This is a genomic window from Methyloceanibacter sp. (genome assembly GCF_049590335.1).
GTDB lineage: Bacteria > Pseudomonadota > Alphaproteobacteria > Rhizobiales > Methyloligellaceae > Methyloceanibacter.
In genome coordinates this window covers 1-15145 of the sequence record NZ_JBAWCQ010000168.1, presented here as the reverse complement: position 1 = coordinate 15145, position 15145 = coordinate 1, and the positions used below count along the sequence as shown (strand labels likewise).

The following is a 15145-nucleotide window of genomic DNA, read 5'->3' as shown; positions in this document are numbered from 1 at the left end:
GGATAAGGTCGTTCGACCCGACTGAGACGAAGTCCGTCATGGGCAGCAGGTGATCGAGCTGCCACAAGAGCGCCGGCACCTCGACCATGGCACCGACCATCAGCGTCGCGGGCTCCGGGCGGCCATGTGTCTTCAGCAGCGTGAGTTCGCGATCGATAAGCCCGCGGGCCGCCTCGAACTCAGAGACGTCGGAGATCATCGGCAGGAGAATCCGCAGCGCCCGACCGTGGGCCGCGCGTAGCAGGGCGCGGATCTGGGTGCGGAACAGCGCGGGCCTGTCGAGGGCCATGCGGATCGCGCGCCAGCCAAGGGCCGGGTTCTCTTCCGCGCCCCCGCGAAAATAGGGGATGACCTTGTCACCCCCGACATCCAAGGAACGAAACACGACCGGCCGGCCGGCCGCTTGATCGAGGATCGACTTGTAGAGCCTCGTCTGCTGCTCGAGCCGCGGGAATGTCTCGGAGATCATGAACTGAAGCTCAGTCCGGAACAGTCCGACCCCATCCGCGCCGGACTGTTTGAGATGCGGCAAGTCGAACAACAGACCCGCATTGATATGCAAATCTACCCGTTGATCGTCGAGCGTAACCGCCGGCACGTCACGCAAAGCCGCGTACTGGGCCTGCTTGCGCGCCTGGAAGCGCACCTTGTCGGAATAGGCGTGGACCACTTCCTGGGTCGGGCGCAGATGCATCTCGCCGCCCTGACCGTCGAGGATCGCCGCGTCGCCCGGCTCCACCATCTCAACCACGCCCTTGCATTGGGTGATCGCGGCAATGCCGAGCGCACGCGCGACGATGGCCACGTGGCTATTGGCACCGCCCTCTTCCAGCACAAGACCGCGCAAGCGCTTACGGTCGTAGTCCAGCAGCTCGGCAGGCCCCATCGTCCGCGCTACGACAATCGCATCATCCGGCAGCGCACCGGTCGATGCCGTCGCCGTTTCGCCAGACAGGAAGCGGAGCAACCGGTTTGAAAGGTCCTCGATGTCGTGAAGCCGGTCGCGAAAGCGGGGGTCCGGCATGCGCATCATCCGCGCACGCGTATCGTTGCGGACGCGCTGGACGGCGGCTTCGGCGGTGAGGCCGGTAGCCAGGGCTTCGTCCAAACGCCGGCGCCAGCCATGGTCGTGGGCGAACATGCGGAATGCTTCGAGAACCTCATGGTGCTCGCCGGCGCGCGCGAGATCGCCCCGCTCCATCATGTCGTCGATTTGTCCCGTCAGTTCCTCGATGGCCTGCTGCAACCGGCTCCGCTCGAGCTCGGGATCCTCGGCGATGAGCTTGGTGACCACGATTCGCGGCTCGTGCAACACAATGTGCCCGAGCGCCACATTCTCCGAGATAGGCTGCCCGACAAACCGAATGCTCGAATCGCGCCCTTTCTCGGCCGTGACTTCCTCGGAGAGGATGCCTCCCGAAGCCAACGTCTCGGCGATCACCATGGCGGTGGTCTGCAGCGCCTCGACCTCTTCGTCGGAATATTGGCGCATCGTGCGATTCTGCACCGTGAGTACGCCTATCGTGTCCCCGCCGCGCAAGATCGGCACGCCCACGAAGGAGTGATAGATCTCCTCGCCCGTCTCGGGGCGGAATGAAAACGCCGGATGATGCTGGGCGTCCGCATATTGCTTCGGCTCGCCCTGCTCGGCGACGAGGCCGACGAGACCTTCGCCGGGCTTCAGATGGGTATTGTGGACCGCACTCGTATTGAGGCCCTCGGTGGCGACCAGCTCGAGCGATCTGTCACGGCGGCGTAAATAAAGCGAGCACACCTCGGCCACGATATTCGAGGCGATCAGCATGACCACTTTGTCCAGGCGTGCCTGCGCGCTCTCGTGTTCCGCCATCACCTCGCGGAGGCGGCGGAGCATCTGCCTTGGAGCACCAACGGATGCAGACATAACGATCAGTCCCAGACCATCCGCACCTGGCGGACTCTCGAGCTTCCCCAAATTGAACGGCTAGAGTAGCCATATTTTTGCGTCTACGCGCTGTCCAACCCAAAAAGGGTATGCAAGGTTCGCACCGCAAGCTCGGCATAGGCAGCATCGATCAAAACACTGATCTTGATCTCGGACGTGGAAATCGCCTCGATATTGATGCCCTTTTCGGCAAGGGCACTGAACATTTGTGCTGCAACCCCCGCATGGCTCCGCATGCCGACGCCGATCGCCGAGACCTTGGCGATGTCGGTCGCCCCGCGCAGATCGCGGTAACCGATCTCATCCTTGGCCGAATTGAGAACCTCGAGCGCCCGGTCGAGATCCGCGCTCTGCACGGTAAAGGTCAGATCCGTCGAGCGCCCGTCCTCTGACACGTTCTGCACGATCATATCGACATTAATATGAGCGCCCGAGAGAGGACCAAAGACGCGTGCGGCAACGCCGGGCTTATCGGCGACCTTCAGCAGCGTCACCTTGGCTTCGTCCCGCGCATAAGCAATTCCACTGACGACATTCTGCTCCACGATTTCATCCTCATGGCAAACGAGTGTACCGATCCCCTCGCCGGTGTCGGGGTTGCCGGGCATATCCGGCGCATCGAAGCTGGAGCGCACGAGCACGGGCACGCCCCACTGCATGGCAAGCTCCACCGAACGGGTCTGCAGGACCTTGGCCCCTTGAGAGGCCATCTCTAGCATTTCCTCATAGGAGATGCGGTTGAGGCGATGAGCCTTCGCCACGACTCTTGGGTCGGTCGTATAGACCCCGTCCACGTCCGTGTAGATATCGCAGCGATCGGCCTGGAGCGCCGCGGCGAGCGCCACCGCGCTCGTATCCGAGCCGCCCCGGCCGAGCGTCGCGATCCGGTTGTTCGGAGCAATACCCTGGAAACCGGCACAAACGGCAACCTCGCCGCCCAGCATCGCGGCCTTGATCTCGTCGACTTCGATCCCGGTGATGCGGGCCTTTTGATGGGCTTCGTCCGTGCGCACGGGAACCTGCCATCCCTGCCAAGAGCGCGCGCTCACCCCCAAGGACTGAAGCACCAGGGCCAGGAGCCCCGACGTCACCTGCTCACCCGAGGACACAACCGCGTCGTATTCCCGGCAGTCATAGGCCGCGGACGCTTGGGTCCCGGCGTCGCTGCGCGCCTTGAAGCCCCAAGCCTCTTCGACCCAGGAGACGAGCTGGTTGGTTTGGCCAGCCATGGCGGAAACCACGATGGCGCAGGCATGCCCGGCATCGCATTCGCGCTTCACGTGCGCGGCCGCGTTGCGGATCCGATCGAGGTCGGCCACCGACGTGCCACCAAATTTCAAAACAAGCAAAGACATAACGGCTCACAAGAAGAGGGCCGGCCCGCTGATCGGGTCGGCCGGAAAATCCTGGTCTTTCTACTGATATGGGTTCTGACCTGCAACAGGAGACGCCGTATTGCGCGCCGTCCTTGACAGGCCGCCGTCGCCCACCGCCAATGCGCCCATGACCGCTTCCCACGACAGAGCCGCTCAAGATGCGTCTTCGACCCTCGATGCGGGCGAGGTCGCCCAGTTCGCGGCCCTGGCCGAAGAGTGGTGGGACGAGACGGGCCCATTCCGGCCGCTTCATCAGCTCAACCCAACAAGGCTTACCTATATTCGCGACCGGCTTTGCGCGCATTTCGGGCGGGATCCGAAGGAACCGCCCTGCCTCGAAGGCCTCAAAGTGCTGGATATCGGCTGCGGGGGCGGTCTCGTCGCCGAACCTTTGACGCGTCTTGGGGCCGAGGTCACAGGCATCGACCCCGCTGCTGAGACCATCGCCGCGGCCAAGGCCCATGCGGAGGGCCCCGGGCTCTCGATCCAGTACGAGACCACGACCGCCGAAGCGCTTGTGGATCAAGGGCGCCGTTTCGACGCCGTCCTCCTCCTCGAAGTCGTCGAGCACGTGCCGGACGTGCCCGCGTTCCTGAAGCGGCTCGCACCGCTCGCGACCGAAGGCGGCGTCATGATCCTGTCGACACTGAATAGGACGCTGAAATCCTTTGCCCTCGCAATTGTCGGTGCCGAATACGTGCTGCGCTGGGTTCCGGCGGGCACCCATCAATGGGACCGGTTCGTAACGCCCAAGGAGCTGAAGACCGCGCTGACAGGTGCCGGGCTCAAACCCAGCGACCTCACCGGCATGATCTATGATCCGTTGTCGGACTCTTGGAGCCTTGCGCGCGATACCGGCGTGAACTACTTCGTCACAGCCACGAGACCGCGTGCCTAAGCCGCCGCAGCTGCCAAGCCTCACGCCTCCCAATTTGGTCCTCTGCGACGCGTAAATTGAGGACATTCTCAAGCCTGGCATCGGCCTGACCTAAGTCAGCCTCCTAACCGTGTGTTTGGGTTTCTCGACCACACCGTGCTATGGTTGAGCACCTAAGCAAATACGTCGAAATTTTGCATCGCGGCGCGGCAGCGCGCCGCCTTCCTGCTCGCTTGCCGGTTCGAAAAGAGTCATCGGGCGGCGAGCATGTCGCGCGTCCTAATGAATGCTTGGGAAGCATAAACCCCGGAGGAGCAATGCTAAATGACCGAAAATTTGATGAAAGCAACGACGCCAAGGCCAGCATGGATCATATCTACGATCGGGCCGATCCACGAGCGTATTTTCGCGAATTAAAAAGTGTCAGCTACACGATTCCGGGCGCTGCAAGGCCAATTCTCCAGAAACTGATCGCGCTCCTACGCCGCAATGCCCGCGATACTGTCCGTGTGTTGGACATCGGCTGTTCCTATGGAATCAATGCAGCGCTCCTCAAATATGACCTAACGATCGAGGACCTATACGTGCGTTGGGGGCAGATGACGCCTGCACTGATCACGGCCGAGGAAATCATTAAACAAGACAGGGAATTTTTTGCCGGACTTGAGCGGGTCGAAGGTATCGAGGTGATGGGCCTCGACGTTGCCGGGAATGCGATCGCCTTCGCCGAACAAGCGGGCCTGCTGGATCGGGGCCTGGCGCTGGATCTTGAAAACCAGTCTTTGCCCGAAGCCGCCGTCGCGGATTTGGCGCCGGTCGATTTGGTGACCTCGACCGGATGTGTCGGCTATGTGACCGAGAAGAGCTTCGAGCGGTTGTTGCCGGCGCTAACAGAGGGGCGACAGCCCTGGTTCGCCAATTTTGTGCTGCGCATGTTTCCGTTCGACGCAATCGAGGAAACACTTGGCGAGTCCGGCTTCGTTACAGAAAAACTCGATGGGCAGACCTTCATCCAGCGTGCGTTCGCCTCCGACGAAGAACGAGAACGAATTCTGGAGCAGCTGATCGAGCGAGGGGTCGATCCTACAGGCGAGGAGACGGAAGGCAATCTGGTCGCCGAGTTTTTCCTCTCCCGGCCGCGCGAAGACGCCGCCCGAATTCCGCTCGATCGCTTGCTATCGGCCTAAGGACAGACAACACGCTACTCGTAGACGAGTACCGGTACCGGACGCCCGAGGCGAATTAGACACGCGGCGTGGCCGAGGCAAACTCGATAGCGTCGTGGAACGATCAGGGGTGCGCTAACAATCTCGTCTAGTAGCCGGGCGCGCGGAACCAATTACCCCGGCGCGGAGCGCGGCGGCGATAGCGCGGCGGAGCCTGGCGGCGAGGTTGGAACGCCCGGCGGCGGCGCTGAGCCCGCGGCTGGATCTCGTTATACCCGTAGCGGCGATAGTTGCGGTTGGGCGCGTAGCGCGGATAGGCGGGCCGGCTATACTCTCCATACGGATCGTAGCGGCGATCGGGATCGGCGACCTTGTAGTCCCCACCCGGCGTCGATCCGGTCAGGACGACTTCCGTGCGTTTCAACCCGTGTTCCTTGACCAGAGTGAAGAAGGTCTCCGCGTTCTTGGGCGACAGCCGGACACAGCCGTGCGAGGCAGGACGGCCTAGCTTTTTGGTCTCGTTGGTGGCGTGGATCGCATGACCCTTTTTAGTGAAGAACACCGCATGGGGCATGGGCGCGTTGTCCCATTGGCGGCTGTACCAGATCTTGTTCATGGAACTTGCGGTGAACGTGCCGCCAGGGGTCGCGTAACCGGGCAAGCCGGTTGAAACCGGCCAACGATGCGCCTCGACGCCGTCGACGAAGACCGTCATCTCTTGCGTCGTCTTATCGATGCTGGCGATGACGACCGGGGTCTGCGGCTCGACGATTTCGGCCGCCGCGTCAGCCTCGGCCGTGTCATCGCTTTTCAGGGTCTCAATGTCCGGATCGCCATTCAAGGACGACTCCAGTTCTTCGACCGTGGGACGCGAGGCCTTCTTGGCGGGCTTTTTCGTATCAGCCTTGTTCGTGTCTGTATCCGCGGCTTTCGGCGCGGTGCCGCTCGGATCCATCCGGCTGTCGGGATAGACGGGCTTCGGTTGCGCGGCGAGACCCCGCGGCATGCTCAGATCGCGATCCGGCGATGTGGCATGGACGTCGGTCTCAGCGGTCGCCGGTTGGGCAAACAGCAACACCGCAAAGCACGCGGCCGACGTTAAGCGGACAAAGTCCGGCAACGTCAGAAACTGTGGTTGCTGATAAGAAAAGTGGCGCATGATTCGTTCCCCGGTTATGCGCGATCCAACCGTCCGGCAGCGCCTTATCTTTGCAGAGGCAAACCGACTTTTCCACGGCAGTTAGCGAAATGTTGTCCAGATAAACGCGAAAGGGCCAAACAACTGGTTACCCGCGCGCCAACGCCGGCCAAAACGATCAAATTGTTAATTGTGGTCTTCGGGTAACTTTGGAAAGGAAAGCACTGGAATTCCGTCCTCATGCAAGGACTTAGCTTCATCGACCGTCGCCTCGCCATAAATACTGCGCTCCTCGGCCTCGCCGTTATGCATCTTCCGCGCTTCTGCGGCGAACTTGGTTCCGACATCGTTGGCATTGGCCTTCAGATGCTCCCGCAGCCCCTTTAAGAAGGCATAAGTTTGACGTTCGGGTACGGGCGCCTTCGGGGCTGCCGGCACTGGCGGGCCCTCGCTTTCAGGTGATTTCCGCCCTCCGCGTAGCACGGCGGGCGCCATGGGGGCCTTGCACACACCCGCGCTGCCACAAACGGGGCAGCGGATCACTTCGGCCTCGGACTGCTCATCAAAAGAGTCCCCGGACGAGAACCACGCGTCGAACTGGTGCCCCGCGTCACATGTGAGCGAATAGCGGATCATGACGCCTGCCGCCTTGCCGCTTCGTCCGCACACGTTGCAATTTCGAGATCGAACGCACGCCCATGTCTGAGCGCGGGGATCCGCGCCCGGACATTGTCCACGCGGGCAAGGTCGATCTCGGCGAAGATGACGCATGGATCCGCGCCGGCCTCCGCCAGGATATCACCCCAGGGTGAAATGATCATGGAGTGCCCGAATGTTGACCGGCCATTCTCGTGATAACCGCCTTGCGTAGCGGCGAAGACGTAGGAACCTGTCTCGATCGCGCGGGCCCGCAGGAGCACGTGCCAGTGCGCCTCCCCGGTCTGTTTGGTGAAGGCCGCCGGGATGGCGATCATATTTGCCCCTGCCGTAGCCAGGGCCCGGTACAGCGCGGGAAAGCGCAAGTCGTAACAGATGCTGAAGCCCAGCCGCGCCGGGATACCACCCGGAACAAAGTCCGCCAGCACGGCCTTACTGCCCGGGCTGTAATAGTCGGACTCCCGATAGGATTCCCCGCCGGGCAAATCGACATCGAACATATGCAGCTTGTCGTAACGGGCGGCGATCGCGCCGTCCGGCGCCAACAGATACGACCGGTTGGCTACCCGCCTCTCCTCCACCTTAATCCCCAGCGAGCCAATATGGAGCCAAACGCCAAGTTCGCCGGCAAGGGCGCGGAACAGGGCCAACGGCCCGCTCTCGGACTCGGGCCGGACCTGCTCCAGGACGCGTTCGGGCTCCAGCTCCATCAGCGCGGTATTCTCAGGCGTCTGAATATAATCGGCACCCCCCTTCGCCGCCGCCCGGATGAGCGCCTCCGCCGCGACGAGATTGTTCGCAACGACACGGCTCGCCCGCAATTGCACGAGCGCGGCGCGAAACCGCCTGGCAATGTCGGACTTCATCTCGGTTCTCATCTCCATCGTAGATCCGTCTTGCACCCGTCCGGCCCACAGGCAACTGAGACGTTAGCCTTCGGATGATAAGCTGCGCTACCTAAAGCACGAAAGCCGCCGGTTCAACGGCGTGCGCCAGCCAGCGGGAGAAAAGGCGCAAGCCCTCCTGCCGGTCGCGATATTTGAAGCCTCGGATTAGATCGCCCATGGGCTGTGCATAGCGCGCCACGGCCCGCGCCCGGTCATAGACCGGCGGCGCCGCAATCGCCGCCGCCGACAGGCTGGAATTGCCCGCGTCAAACGGCAGCAGCACAACGAGGCGCGCGCAAAGAGGAGGCACGATAAAGTCGATGCCGGCGAAGCAACGACCGCAAAGCAGCCCCTGGAATCCGATCGGGCTCCAGCAGACCACACAGACGGGCGGCAGAACCAAATCGGCTGCCGAGCAGAGCATCGTGCGCCAAGCTGGTCTCGGCGCGGGCTCCGTGTCACCCATCCACATGGCACCCATCATAGGGTGTCCGCATGAGCCTGAGGAGGCGCTATGAGCGAGGCACCGCTTCTTTTCGACCGGCATCTGCTGCGGCAACGGCGGGCCCGCTTCGCCGCGGAAATCGAAGAGCGTGAGGTCCTGCTAGCTTATGTGGCCCACGAGATTGCCGAGCGGGTCGAAATCATGCTGCGCGCCTTTCCGCGCGCCCTGGACCTTGGCGCCTATCGCGGCCTTCTGGGACGGACCGTCGCCGACCTACCCTCGGTCGGGAACGTGGTGTACGCCGAAAGCGTGCTCGCCTATACCCGGCGCTGCCCGACCCCTGCGGTGGTCTGCGACGAAGACGTGCTGCCATTCAAGGACGGTGCCTTCAATCTCATCGTGTCGGGTCTTGCGCTTCATCGCGTCAACGACCTGCCCGGCAGCCTCATCCAAGTCCGGCGCGCGCTTGCTCCCGACGGACTGTTCATGGCCGCGGTGCTCGGCGCGAAGGCGCTCACTGAATTGCGACAATGCCTGCTCAAAGCCGAAGAGGAAATCGACGGTGGTGTCTCCCCGCGCGTGGCACCCTTTGGCGACGTGCGGGCCTATGGCGCACTTCTGCAGCGTGCCGGATTCGCACTGCCAGTGGCCGACGCCGAAGAGATCGAAGTGGTTTATGCGTCCCCGCGGGCGTTGATGGAAGAAATCCGGGCACTCGGCGGCGGCAATGTTCTCATGGCCCGGAGCAAAAAGCCCCTGTCACGTCGAACGCTTGCACGGGCCGAAGAGCTGTACCGGTCGCGCTACGGCACACCCGACGGCAAGGTCACGGCGACATTTCAGTTCGTGTTCATGAGCGGCTGGGGACCCGATCCGAGCCAGCAGAAACCGTTGATGCCGGGATCGGCGCGCAACCGCCTGGCCGACGCGCTCGATACCACGGAGCGGTCAAGCGGCGCGAAGGCGTCGTTTCCTAAATCGCGATCGAAAGAGTGAACCCGGTCTCAGATCGAGAACACATCGAGGAGGAGTTCCCCGATCCTGTCGAAACCCTATTGAGCGCCCGAGGTCAGCACGAGATTGGCGCTGCCGACGATGGCTATCATCAGCCCGTACTCGATGGCGGTGTCGCCGGATGTGTCCGCGGCGAAGCGCGCGGCCCGCGCGACGAATGGACTTGGCCGAGTGGCTCCGAACGGACCTCTATTTGCACACAGCACCTTCACCCAAGCACCTCAGTAATCCGGGCACTAGGCCGGTCAACGGCTCGTCGGCGGGCGGCATCGCATAATCGCGCAAATCCACCGGGTCGACCCAGGACAACGTCTGTCCCTCCTTGGCGGAGGCTTTTCCCAGCCAGCGCCAGCAAGCATATATAGGCATGAACAGATGAAAGTCGGGGTAAGAAAAACTCGAAAATGTCAGAGGCCTTAGATCGGTTTTTTCTATTGCGATCCCGACCTCTTCTTCCAGCTCGCGCACAAGCGCATGTTCCGGCGTCTCGCCATCCTCCAGCTTACCGCCGGGAAATTCCCAAAGCCCCGCGAGCGGCTTTCCCTCCGGACGTCGAGAAATGAGGACGCGGCCTTGACCGTCGATCAGCGCACAAGCGGCCACCAGCACCAGCGGCTTTGGAGCCGCCGCTTCTATCATGAGCGGTAATCGGAGTTGACGGCGATGTAGTCCTTGGTGAGATCGCAGGTCCACATCGTATCGTGACCATCACCGACGCCCACGTCGACGGTAATGGCAAGTTCGGCGCCCTTCATATAGGCCGCTGCCTCCGCCTCGACATAACCCGGCGCGACTTCGCCGTCTTTCGCGACCTCGTTATCGCCGAACCAGATTGCCAGCCGGTCACGATCGACCGCCTCTCCGGCCTTGCCGACGGCCATAACGACCCGTCCCCAATTGGGGTCTTCGCCCGCGAGTGCCGTTTTCACTAAGGGCGAATTGCAGATCGCTTTGGCGATGGCTCTCGCGGCAGCCTTAGACTCGGCGCCAGTGACTTTCACCTTGACGAATTTGGTGAGCCCCTCGCCGTCCTTCACGATCTGATGGGCGAGGTCGCGCATGAGATCGGCAAGCGTCTTGCTAAAATCCGCAAGACGCGGGTCGTCCGCGCCTGCGATACGGGGGCACCCGCGCCGCGCCGCCGCACCCGTCGCGAACAGTAGCACCGTATCGCTCGTGGAAGTGTCGCTATCGATCGTGATTGCATTGAAGCTGTCTTCGACCAATGGAGCGAGAACCGCCTGAAGCGCAGCTGGCTCGATCGGTGCATCCGTAAACAGGAAGGAGAGCATCGTCGCCATATCGGGCGCGATCATGCCCGCGCCTTTGGCGATGCCATTGATCGTTACGCTCACACCATCGATCTTGCTCGTTCGCGTCGCAAGCTTCGGAAAAGTGTCGGTCGTCATGATCGCACGCGCCGCCATGTCGTAGCCGTCCGCCTCGGCCGCGTCTGCGAGCCCCGCGAGAAAGCCGACGAATTTGGCAGGGTCCAATGGCTCGCCAATCACGCCGGTCGAGGCGACACAGACATCCGCGTCGAGGCAATCGGCTATACAGGCCGTGGCCCGCACCGTCTCGGCCACCGTCTCGCGCCCGCGGAGGCCGGTGAATGCGTTCGCATTGCCAGAATTGACGACCAGCGCACGGGCCATCCCGTGGCGCACATGCTCCCGGCACCATTCGACCGCCGCCGAGGCCGTCTTCGATGTGGTGAAGACGCCAGCGACGGCGGTAGAGGGCTCAAACAAGGCCAAGAGCAGGTCTGTGCGGCCCGCATAGCGGATGCCGGCTTCGCACGTAGCCAATCGCACACCATCTACGGCCGGCAAGACCGGCACATGCTTCGGTGCAAACGGCGAAACCTTGTCCATGGCCGAATCCCGGGCCGAAATCCGACCCGCTAGTTTTCGTCCTTGAACTCTTCATCGGGCAACGGTGGTGCCTCGCCACGCATGGCCGCATCGTCCATGGACCGCTTTATCTCCGGATCGAGGATCTCGATCTTGGCTTTGGAGCGCAGATCGCCGACGACGCTTTGCGCCTTGCGGACCACAAGCTGGCTGATGATCGGGTCTTTGACGTCGTCGAAGCTCGGGAGTTCCTGATTGCGCTTTTCCTGAATTTCAATGATGTGCCAGCCGAAACTCGTTTTCACGGGCTCCGAGAGCTTGCCCACGTCGAGCGCAAAGGCCGCATCTTCGAACGGCTTCAGCATCTGTCCGCGGGAGAAAAAGCCAAGACTGCCACCCTCGGCGTTCTTGTCCTTCGACTTTTCCGCGGCGAGCTTGGCGAAGTCGGAACCACCTTCCAACTGAGCCTTGACTTCCTTCGCCTCGTCTTCCGTGTCGACGAGAATATGCCGAGCGCTGATCTCCTGCTCCGGCTTCAACTTGGAGATATTCTCTTCGAAGACCTTCTTCGCCTCGGCATCGTCGACGGCGCCTCTGACGTTCTTGTCAAAAAACGCATCCCGCAGCGCACGGCGCCGGTGATAGGCCGCCCGCTTGTCGAACGTGTCGCTCTCGTCCAGCTTCTCCTGCTCGCCAGCACCGGCAAAGAGCTCGTTCTCGATCATGAACTGCATCAGGACCCGCTTGCGGTCCTCCGGGCGGACGGTACCGAGCCGTGGTCCGACTTCGGACGCGGCAAAATCTAGATCGGATTGTTTGATCTCGAACCCGTTAACGCGCGCCACCACAGGGTCGGCGGCGTGGGCGAGCGGCACAAAAGACATCGACGCTGCCAGGAGCAGTAAGGCTGACCACAATTTCACTGAATTAATCCTCGGCTTCGGCTCCGGCCGACTCCTCAAAAGGAAGGCGGAGCGGGTTTGGGTGCTTCCCCGGCTGCCTTCTTAGCGTTGGCCTTGGAACTTGCCAAGCCGAAGGAATTGACAGCGTTATCTTAGTTCAATAGTTCTAGAACTATGGATATTGATGAGGCCGTCGGATCGTTCAGCAGTCTGGCCCAAGAAAGCCGCCTCAAGGTTTTCCGGTTGCTGGCCCAGGTCGGCTCCGATGGGATGACTGCGGGCGACATCGCCAAGGCAGTCGGCGTCCCCAAGAGTACGATGTCATCCCATCTGGCCGTCCTCGCGCGTGCCAATCTCATCAAGGCTCGAAAAGAAGGGCGGTCCATGATTTACGCCATAGATCTCGAAGGAACCTGGGCTCTTTTGTCCTTCCTGATGGAGGACTGCTGCCAAGGGGACCCTTCCGTTTGCAGCCCGTTGATCGAGACCACTCTTGCGACATGTTGTTCGGACTGAACGGAGGAAACCGAACTGACAACCGGCGACGCCAAAGACCCTCTCAATGTTCTTTTTCTCTGCACGGGCAATTCCGCCCGATCGATCTTGGCCGAGTGCATCATGAACCGCGAAGGCGTAGGCAAGTTTAGAGCCTATAGCGCGGGCAGCATGCCGACGGGCAAGGTGAACCCGTACGCTCTCAATCTGCTGAAAAAGCTGAACTATGACCTCTCGAGCCTGCATTCCAAGTCATGGGACGACTTCACCGGCCCGGATTCGCCGGTTTTCGACTTTGTCGTCACCGTGTGCGACGACGCGGCCAGGGAAATGTGTCCGGTGTGGCCCGGCCAGCCTATGTCGGCCCATTGGGGCCTCCCGGACCCTGCCAAGGCGGAAGGTACGGACGCGGAGAAGGCGTTAGCCTTCGATGACACCTACCGGATGTTGTCCCAGCGCATTTCCATCTTCGTGAACCTCCCGCTTGCGAGCCTGAGCAAGCTTTCACTGCAGGAACAGCTCGACCAGATCGGCAAACACGGTGCCGCAAGCGCCAAAGAGCTTGCCTAACCGTGCCACGGATACCCTGCGGCTCGCGTTGACAAGGCCCAGACCGCAACTTATGTCTCCGGCGTCGACCCCTGGCGTTTTTATCGCCGTTTTCCGAGTGAGACCGGCTAGCAATCGCCGGGGGTCCCACACTCCATCTGCCAAGGACCTCCAGGGCTTCTCAAGAGCCCCGCGCGGCCCGGCTCACGCCACTAAGAGGCTAACGGTTCGATGCTTTCCCTCGGCACTATTGCCACCAAAGTCTTCGGCTCATCCAACGAACGTAAACTCAAGAAGTTCGAAACCGCCGTCGCGGCGATCAACGCCCTTGAGCCCGAAGTGTCCGCGCTCTCCGACGAGGCGCTGCGCGCGCGCACCGACGAGTTCCGCAAACGCCTTGCCGACGGCGAAACGCTCGACGATCTTCTGCCGGAGGCCTTCGCCACGGTCCGCGAAGCCGCCAAGCGCACGCTGGGGCAACGCCACTTTGACGTGCAGCTCGTCGGCGGCATGGTGCTTCACGAAGGCCGCATCGCCGAAATGAAGACCGGCGAAGGCAAGACCCTCGTCGCCACCCTCCCCGTCTATCTGAATGCGCTGACCGGCAAGGGCGTTCACGTTGTCACCGTGAACGACTACCTGGCCAGCCGCGACGCCGCGTGGATGGGGCAGATCTACAAGTTCCTGGGATTGACCGTCGGCACGATCGAACACGACATCGACGACGACGTGCGCAAGGCGCAATACGCCTGCGACGTTACCTACGGCACGAACAACGAGTACGGCTTCGACTTTCTGCGCGACAACATGAAGTATCTCGAGAGCGAGATGGTCCAGCGCGGACACGCCTATGCCATTGTCGACGAGGTGGACTCAATCCTGATCGACGAGGCCCGTACGCCGTTGATCATCTCCGGTCCGCTCGACGACCGATCCGATTTCTACAACACGATCGACGTGTTCATACCAAAGCTCCGGGATGAAGACTTCGAGCTCGATGAGAAGACCCGCCACGCGACGCTCACCGAGGAAGGCAACGAACATATCGAGCAGCTTCTGATCGAAGCTGACCTGTTGAAGGGCGACTCCCTTTACGACGTGGAAAACGTCAGCATCGTGCACCACGTCCAGCAGGCGTTGCGGGCGCACAAGGTATTCCAGCGCGATCGCGACTACATCGTGAAGAATGGCGAAGTCGTCCTGATCGACGAATTCACGGGACGCATGATGGCCGGCCGCCGGTTTTCGGAAGGACTGCACCAAGCCCTCGAGGCCAAGGAGCATGTCGAGATCCAGCCGGAGAACCAGACCTTCGCGACGATCACGTTCCAGAACTATTTCCGGCTCTACGACAAGCTTGGCGGCATGACCGGCACGGCCGCGACCGAAGCCGACGAGTTCCTGGACATTTACGGCCTGGACGTCATCGAAGTGCCGACCAACCGGCCGATGGCGCGGGCGGACGAAGACGATGAGGTCTATCGCACGGCGCAGGAAAAATACGACGCCATCATCGAGCTGATCCGCGAAGCGCAGCAGCGCGGCCAGCCCATGCTGGTCGGCACCACGTCGATCGAAAAGTCCGAAATCCTGGCCGAGCAGCTGAAGAAGCGCAACGTCCCGCACAACGTTCTGAACGCGCGCTATCACGAGCAGGAAGCCCATATCGTCGCGCAGGCCGGCGTGCCCGGCGCGGTGACCATCGCCACCAACATGGCTGGCCGCGGAACGGACATCCAGCTCGGCGGCAATCTTGACATGCGCCTTGAGAACTGGCGGACGGAACAGAGCGTGAAGGGCAAGGAGCCGACACCAGAGGTGGTCGAGGCGAAGCGCGTCGAGATCGAGACCGATATCGAGGC

The 15145-nt window shown here is 61.9% G+C and carries 16 protein-coding genes; 6 read left to right on the top strand and 10 right to left on the bottom strand.

Translation table 11 applies throughout. The features are described 5' to 3' along the window. Together WBQ77_RS12345 and WBQ77_RS12340 are read right to left on the bottom strand one after the other, a co-directional pair. On the bottom strand, positions 1–1903 hold a 1903-nt coding region (locus WBQ77_RS12345; RefSeq protein ID WP_424060474.1), incomplete at its 3' end, for a putative PEP-binding protein. An 83-nt stretch (positions 1904–1986) separates the two neighbouring features. Further along, on the bottom strand, positions 1987–3279 hold the full coding sequence (locus WBQ77_RS12340) for an aspartate kinase (RefSeq protein ID WP_424042840.1): 1293 nt from the start codon (positions 3277–3279) through the stop codon (positions 1987–1989). A gap of 148 nt (positions 3280–3427) precedes the next feature. On the opposite strand from WBQ77_RS12340, the gene ubiG reads away from it, so the two are divergent. Further along, positions 3428–4198 (top strand): bifunctional 2-polyprenyl-6-hydroxyphenol methylase/3-demethylubiquinol 3-O-methyltransferase UbiG, encoded by a 771-nt coding sequence (gene ubiG, locus WBQ77_RS12335; RefSeq protein ID WP_424060476.1) that lies wholly within the window; start codon positions 3428–3430, stop codon positions 4196–4198. Positions 4199–4494: 296 nt separating this feature from the next. Continuing rightward, positions 4495–5364, top strand: a complete 870-nt coding sequence (locus WBQ77_RS12330; protein ID WP_424060473.1) for a class I SAM-dependent methyltransferase — start codon at positions 4495–4497, stop codon at positions 5362–5364. Positions 5365–5491: 127 nt separating this feature from the next. On the opposite strand, the gene WBQ77_RS12325 is transcribed toward WBQ77_RS12330, so the two are convergent. From WBQ77_RS12325 to WBQ77_RS12310, 4 genes are all read right to left on the bottom strand, one after another. After that, positions 5492–6502 carry a L,D-transpeptidase gene (locus WBQ77_RS12325; RefSeq protein WP_424042843.1) on the bottom strand — a complete coding sequence of 337 codons (1011 nt, stop codon included), beginning with the start codon at positions 6500–6502 and terminating at the stop codon, positions 5492–5494. Positions 6503–6667: 165 nt separating this feature from the next. Continuing rightward, a complete protein-coding gene (locus tag WBQ77_RS12320) occupies positions 6668–7117 on the bottom strand; it encodes a DUF1178 family protein (RefSeq protein WP_424042844.1) in 450 nt (149 codons plus the stop codon). Then, a complete protein-coding gene (locus WBQ77_RS12315; RefSeq protein WP_424042845.1) occupies positions 7114–8004 on the bottom strand; it encodes a carbon-nitrogen hydrolase family protein in 891 nt (296 codons plus the stop codon). Before WBQ77_RS12315 ends, WBQ77_RS12320 begins: the two co-directional genes overlap by 4 nt. Before the next feature lie 91 nt (positions 8005–8095). Next, positions 8096–8491 carry a double zinc ribbon domain-containing protein gene (locus WBQ77_RS12310; protein WP_424042846.1) on the bottom strand — a complete coding sequence of 132 codons (396 nt, stop codon included), beginning with the start codon at positions 8489–8491 and terminating at the stop codon, positions 8096–8098. A gap of 48 nt (positions 8492–8539) precedes the next feature. On the opposite strand from WBQ77_RS12310, the gene WBQ77_RS12305 reads away from it, so the two are divergent. Continuing rightward, positions 8540–9466, top strand: a complete 927-nt coding sequence (locus WBQ77_RS12305; protein WP_424042847.1) for a class I SAM-dependent methyltransferase — start codon at positions 8540–8542, stop codon at positions 9464–9466. 56 nt (positions 9467–9522) lie between these two features. On the opposite strand, the gene WBQ77_RS12300 is transcribed toward WBQ77_RS12305, so the two are convergent. From WBQ77_RS12300 to WBQ77_RS12285, 4 genes are read right to left on the bottom strand one after another with little or no spacing between them, the layout of a single operon-like run. Next, the gene (locus tag WBQ77_RS12300; RefSeq protein ID WP_424042848.1) at positions 9523–9696 is read right to left on the bottom strand and encodes a hypothetical protein; all 174 of its coding nucleotides are present in this window, start codon (positions 9694–9696) and stop codon (positions 9523–9525) included. Beyond that, the gene (gene mutT / locus WBQ77_RS12295; RefSeq protein WP_424042849.1) at positions 9674–10123 is read right to left on the bottom strand and encodes an 8-oxo-dGTP diphosphatase MutT; all 450 of its coding nucleotides are present in this window, start codon (positions 10121–10123) and stop codon (positions 9674–9676) included. Before mutT ends, WBQ77_RS12300 begins: the two co-directional genes overlap by 23 nt. Further along, on the bottom strand, positions 10120–11358 hold the full coding sequence (gene argJ / locus WBQ77_RS12290) for a bifunctional glutamate N-acetyltransferase/amino-acid acetyltransferase ArgJ (RefSeq protein ID WP_424060472.1): 1239 nt from the start codon (positions 11356–11358) through the stop codon (positions 10120–10122). Before argJ ends, mutT begins: the two co-directional genes overlap by 4 nt. A 29-nt stretch (positions 11359–11387) precedes the next feature. Beyond that, positions 11388–12260 carry a peptidylprolyl isomerase gene (locus WBQ77_RS12285; protein ID WP_424060471.1) on the bottom strand — a complete coding sequence of 291 codons (873 nt, stop codon included), beginning with the start codon at positions 12258–12260 and terminating at the stop codon, positions 11388–11390. Positions 12261–12413: 153 nt separating this feature from the next. Here WBQ77_RS12285 and WBQ77_RS12280 point away from each other — a divergent pair, with 153 nt between their 5' ends. From WBQ77_RS12280 to secA, 3 genes are all read left to right on the top strand, one after another. After that, the gene (locus WBQ77_RS12280) at positions 12414–12755 is read left to right on the top strand and encodes an ArsR/SmtB family transcription factor (RefSeq protein ID WP_424042852.1); all 342 of its coding nucleotides are present in this window, start codon (positions 12414–12416) and stop codon (positions 12753–12755) included. A 15-nt stretch (positions 12756–12770) separates the two neighbouring features. Continuing rightward, positions 12771–13304 (top strand): arsenate reductase ArsC, encoded by a 534-nt coding sequence (locus WBQ77_RS12275; protein WP_424060475.1) that lies wholly within the window; start codon positions 12771–12773, stop codon positions 13302–13304. Positions 13305–13514: 210 nt separating this feature from the next. Continuing rightward, positions 13515–15145 (top strand): preprotein translocase subunit SecA (gene secA / locus WBQ77_RS12270; RefSeq protein ID WP_424060470.1); only part of this gene is annotated, 1631 nt, incomplete at its 3' end.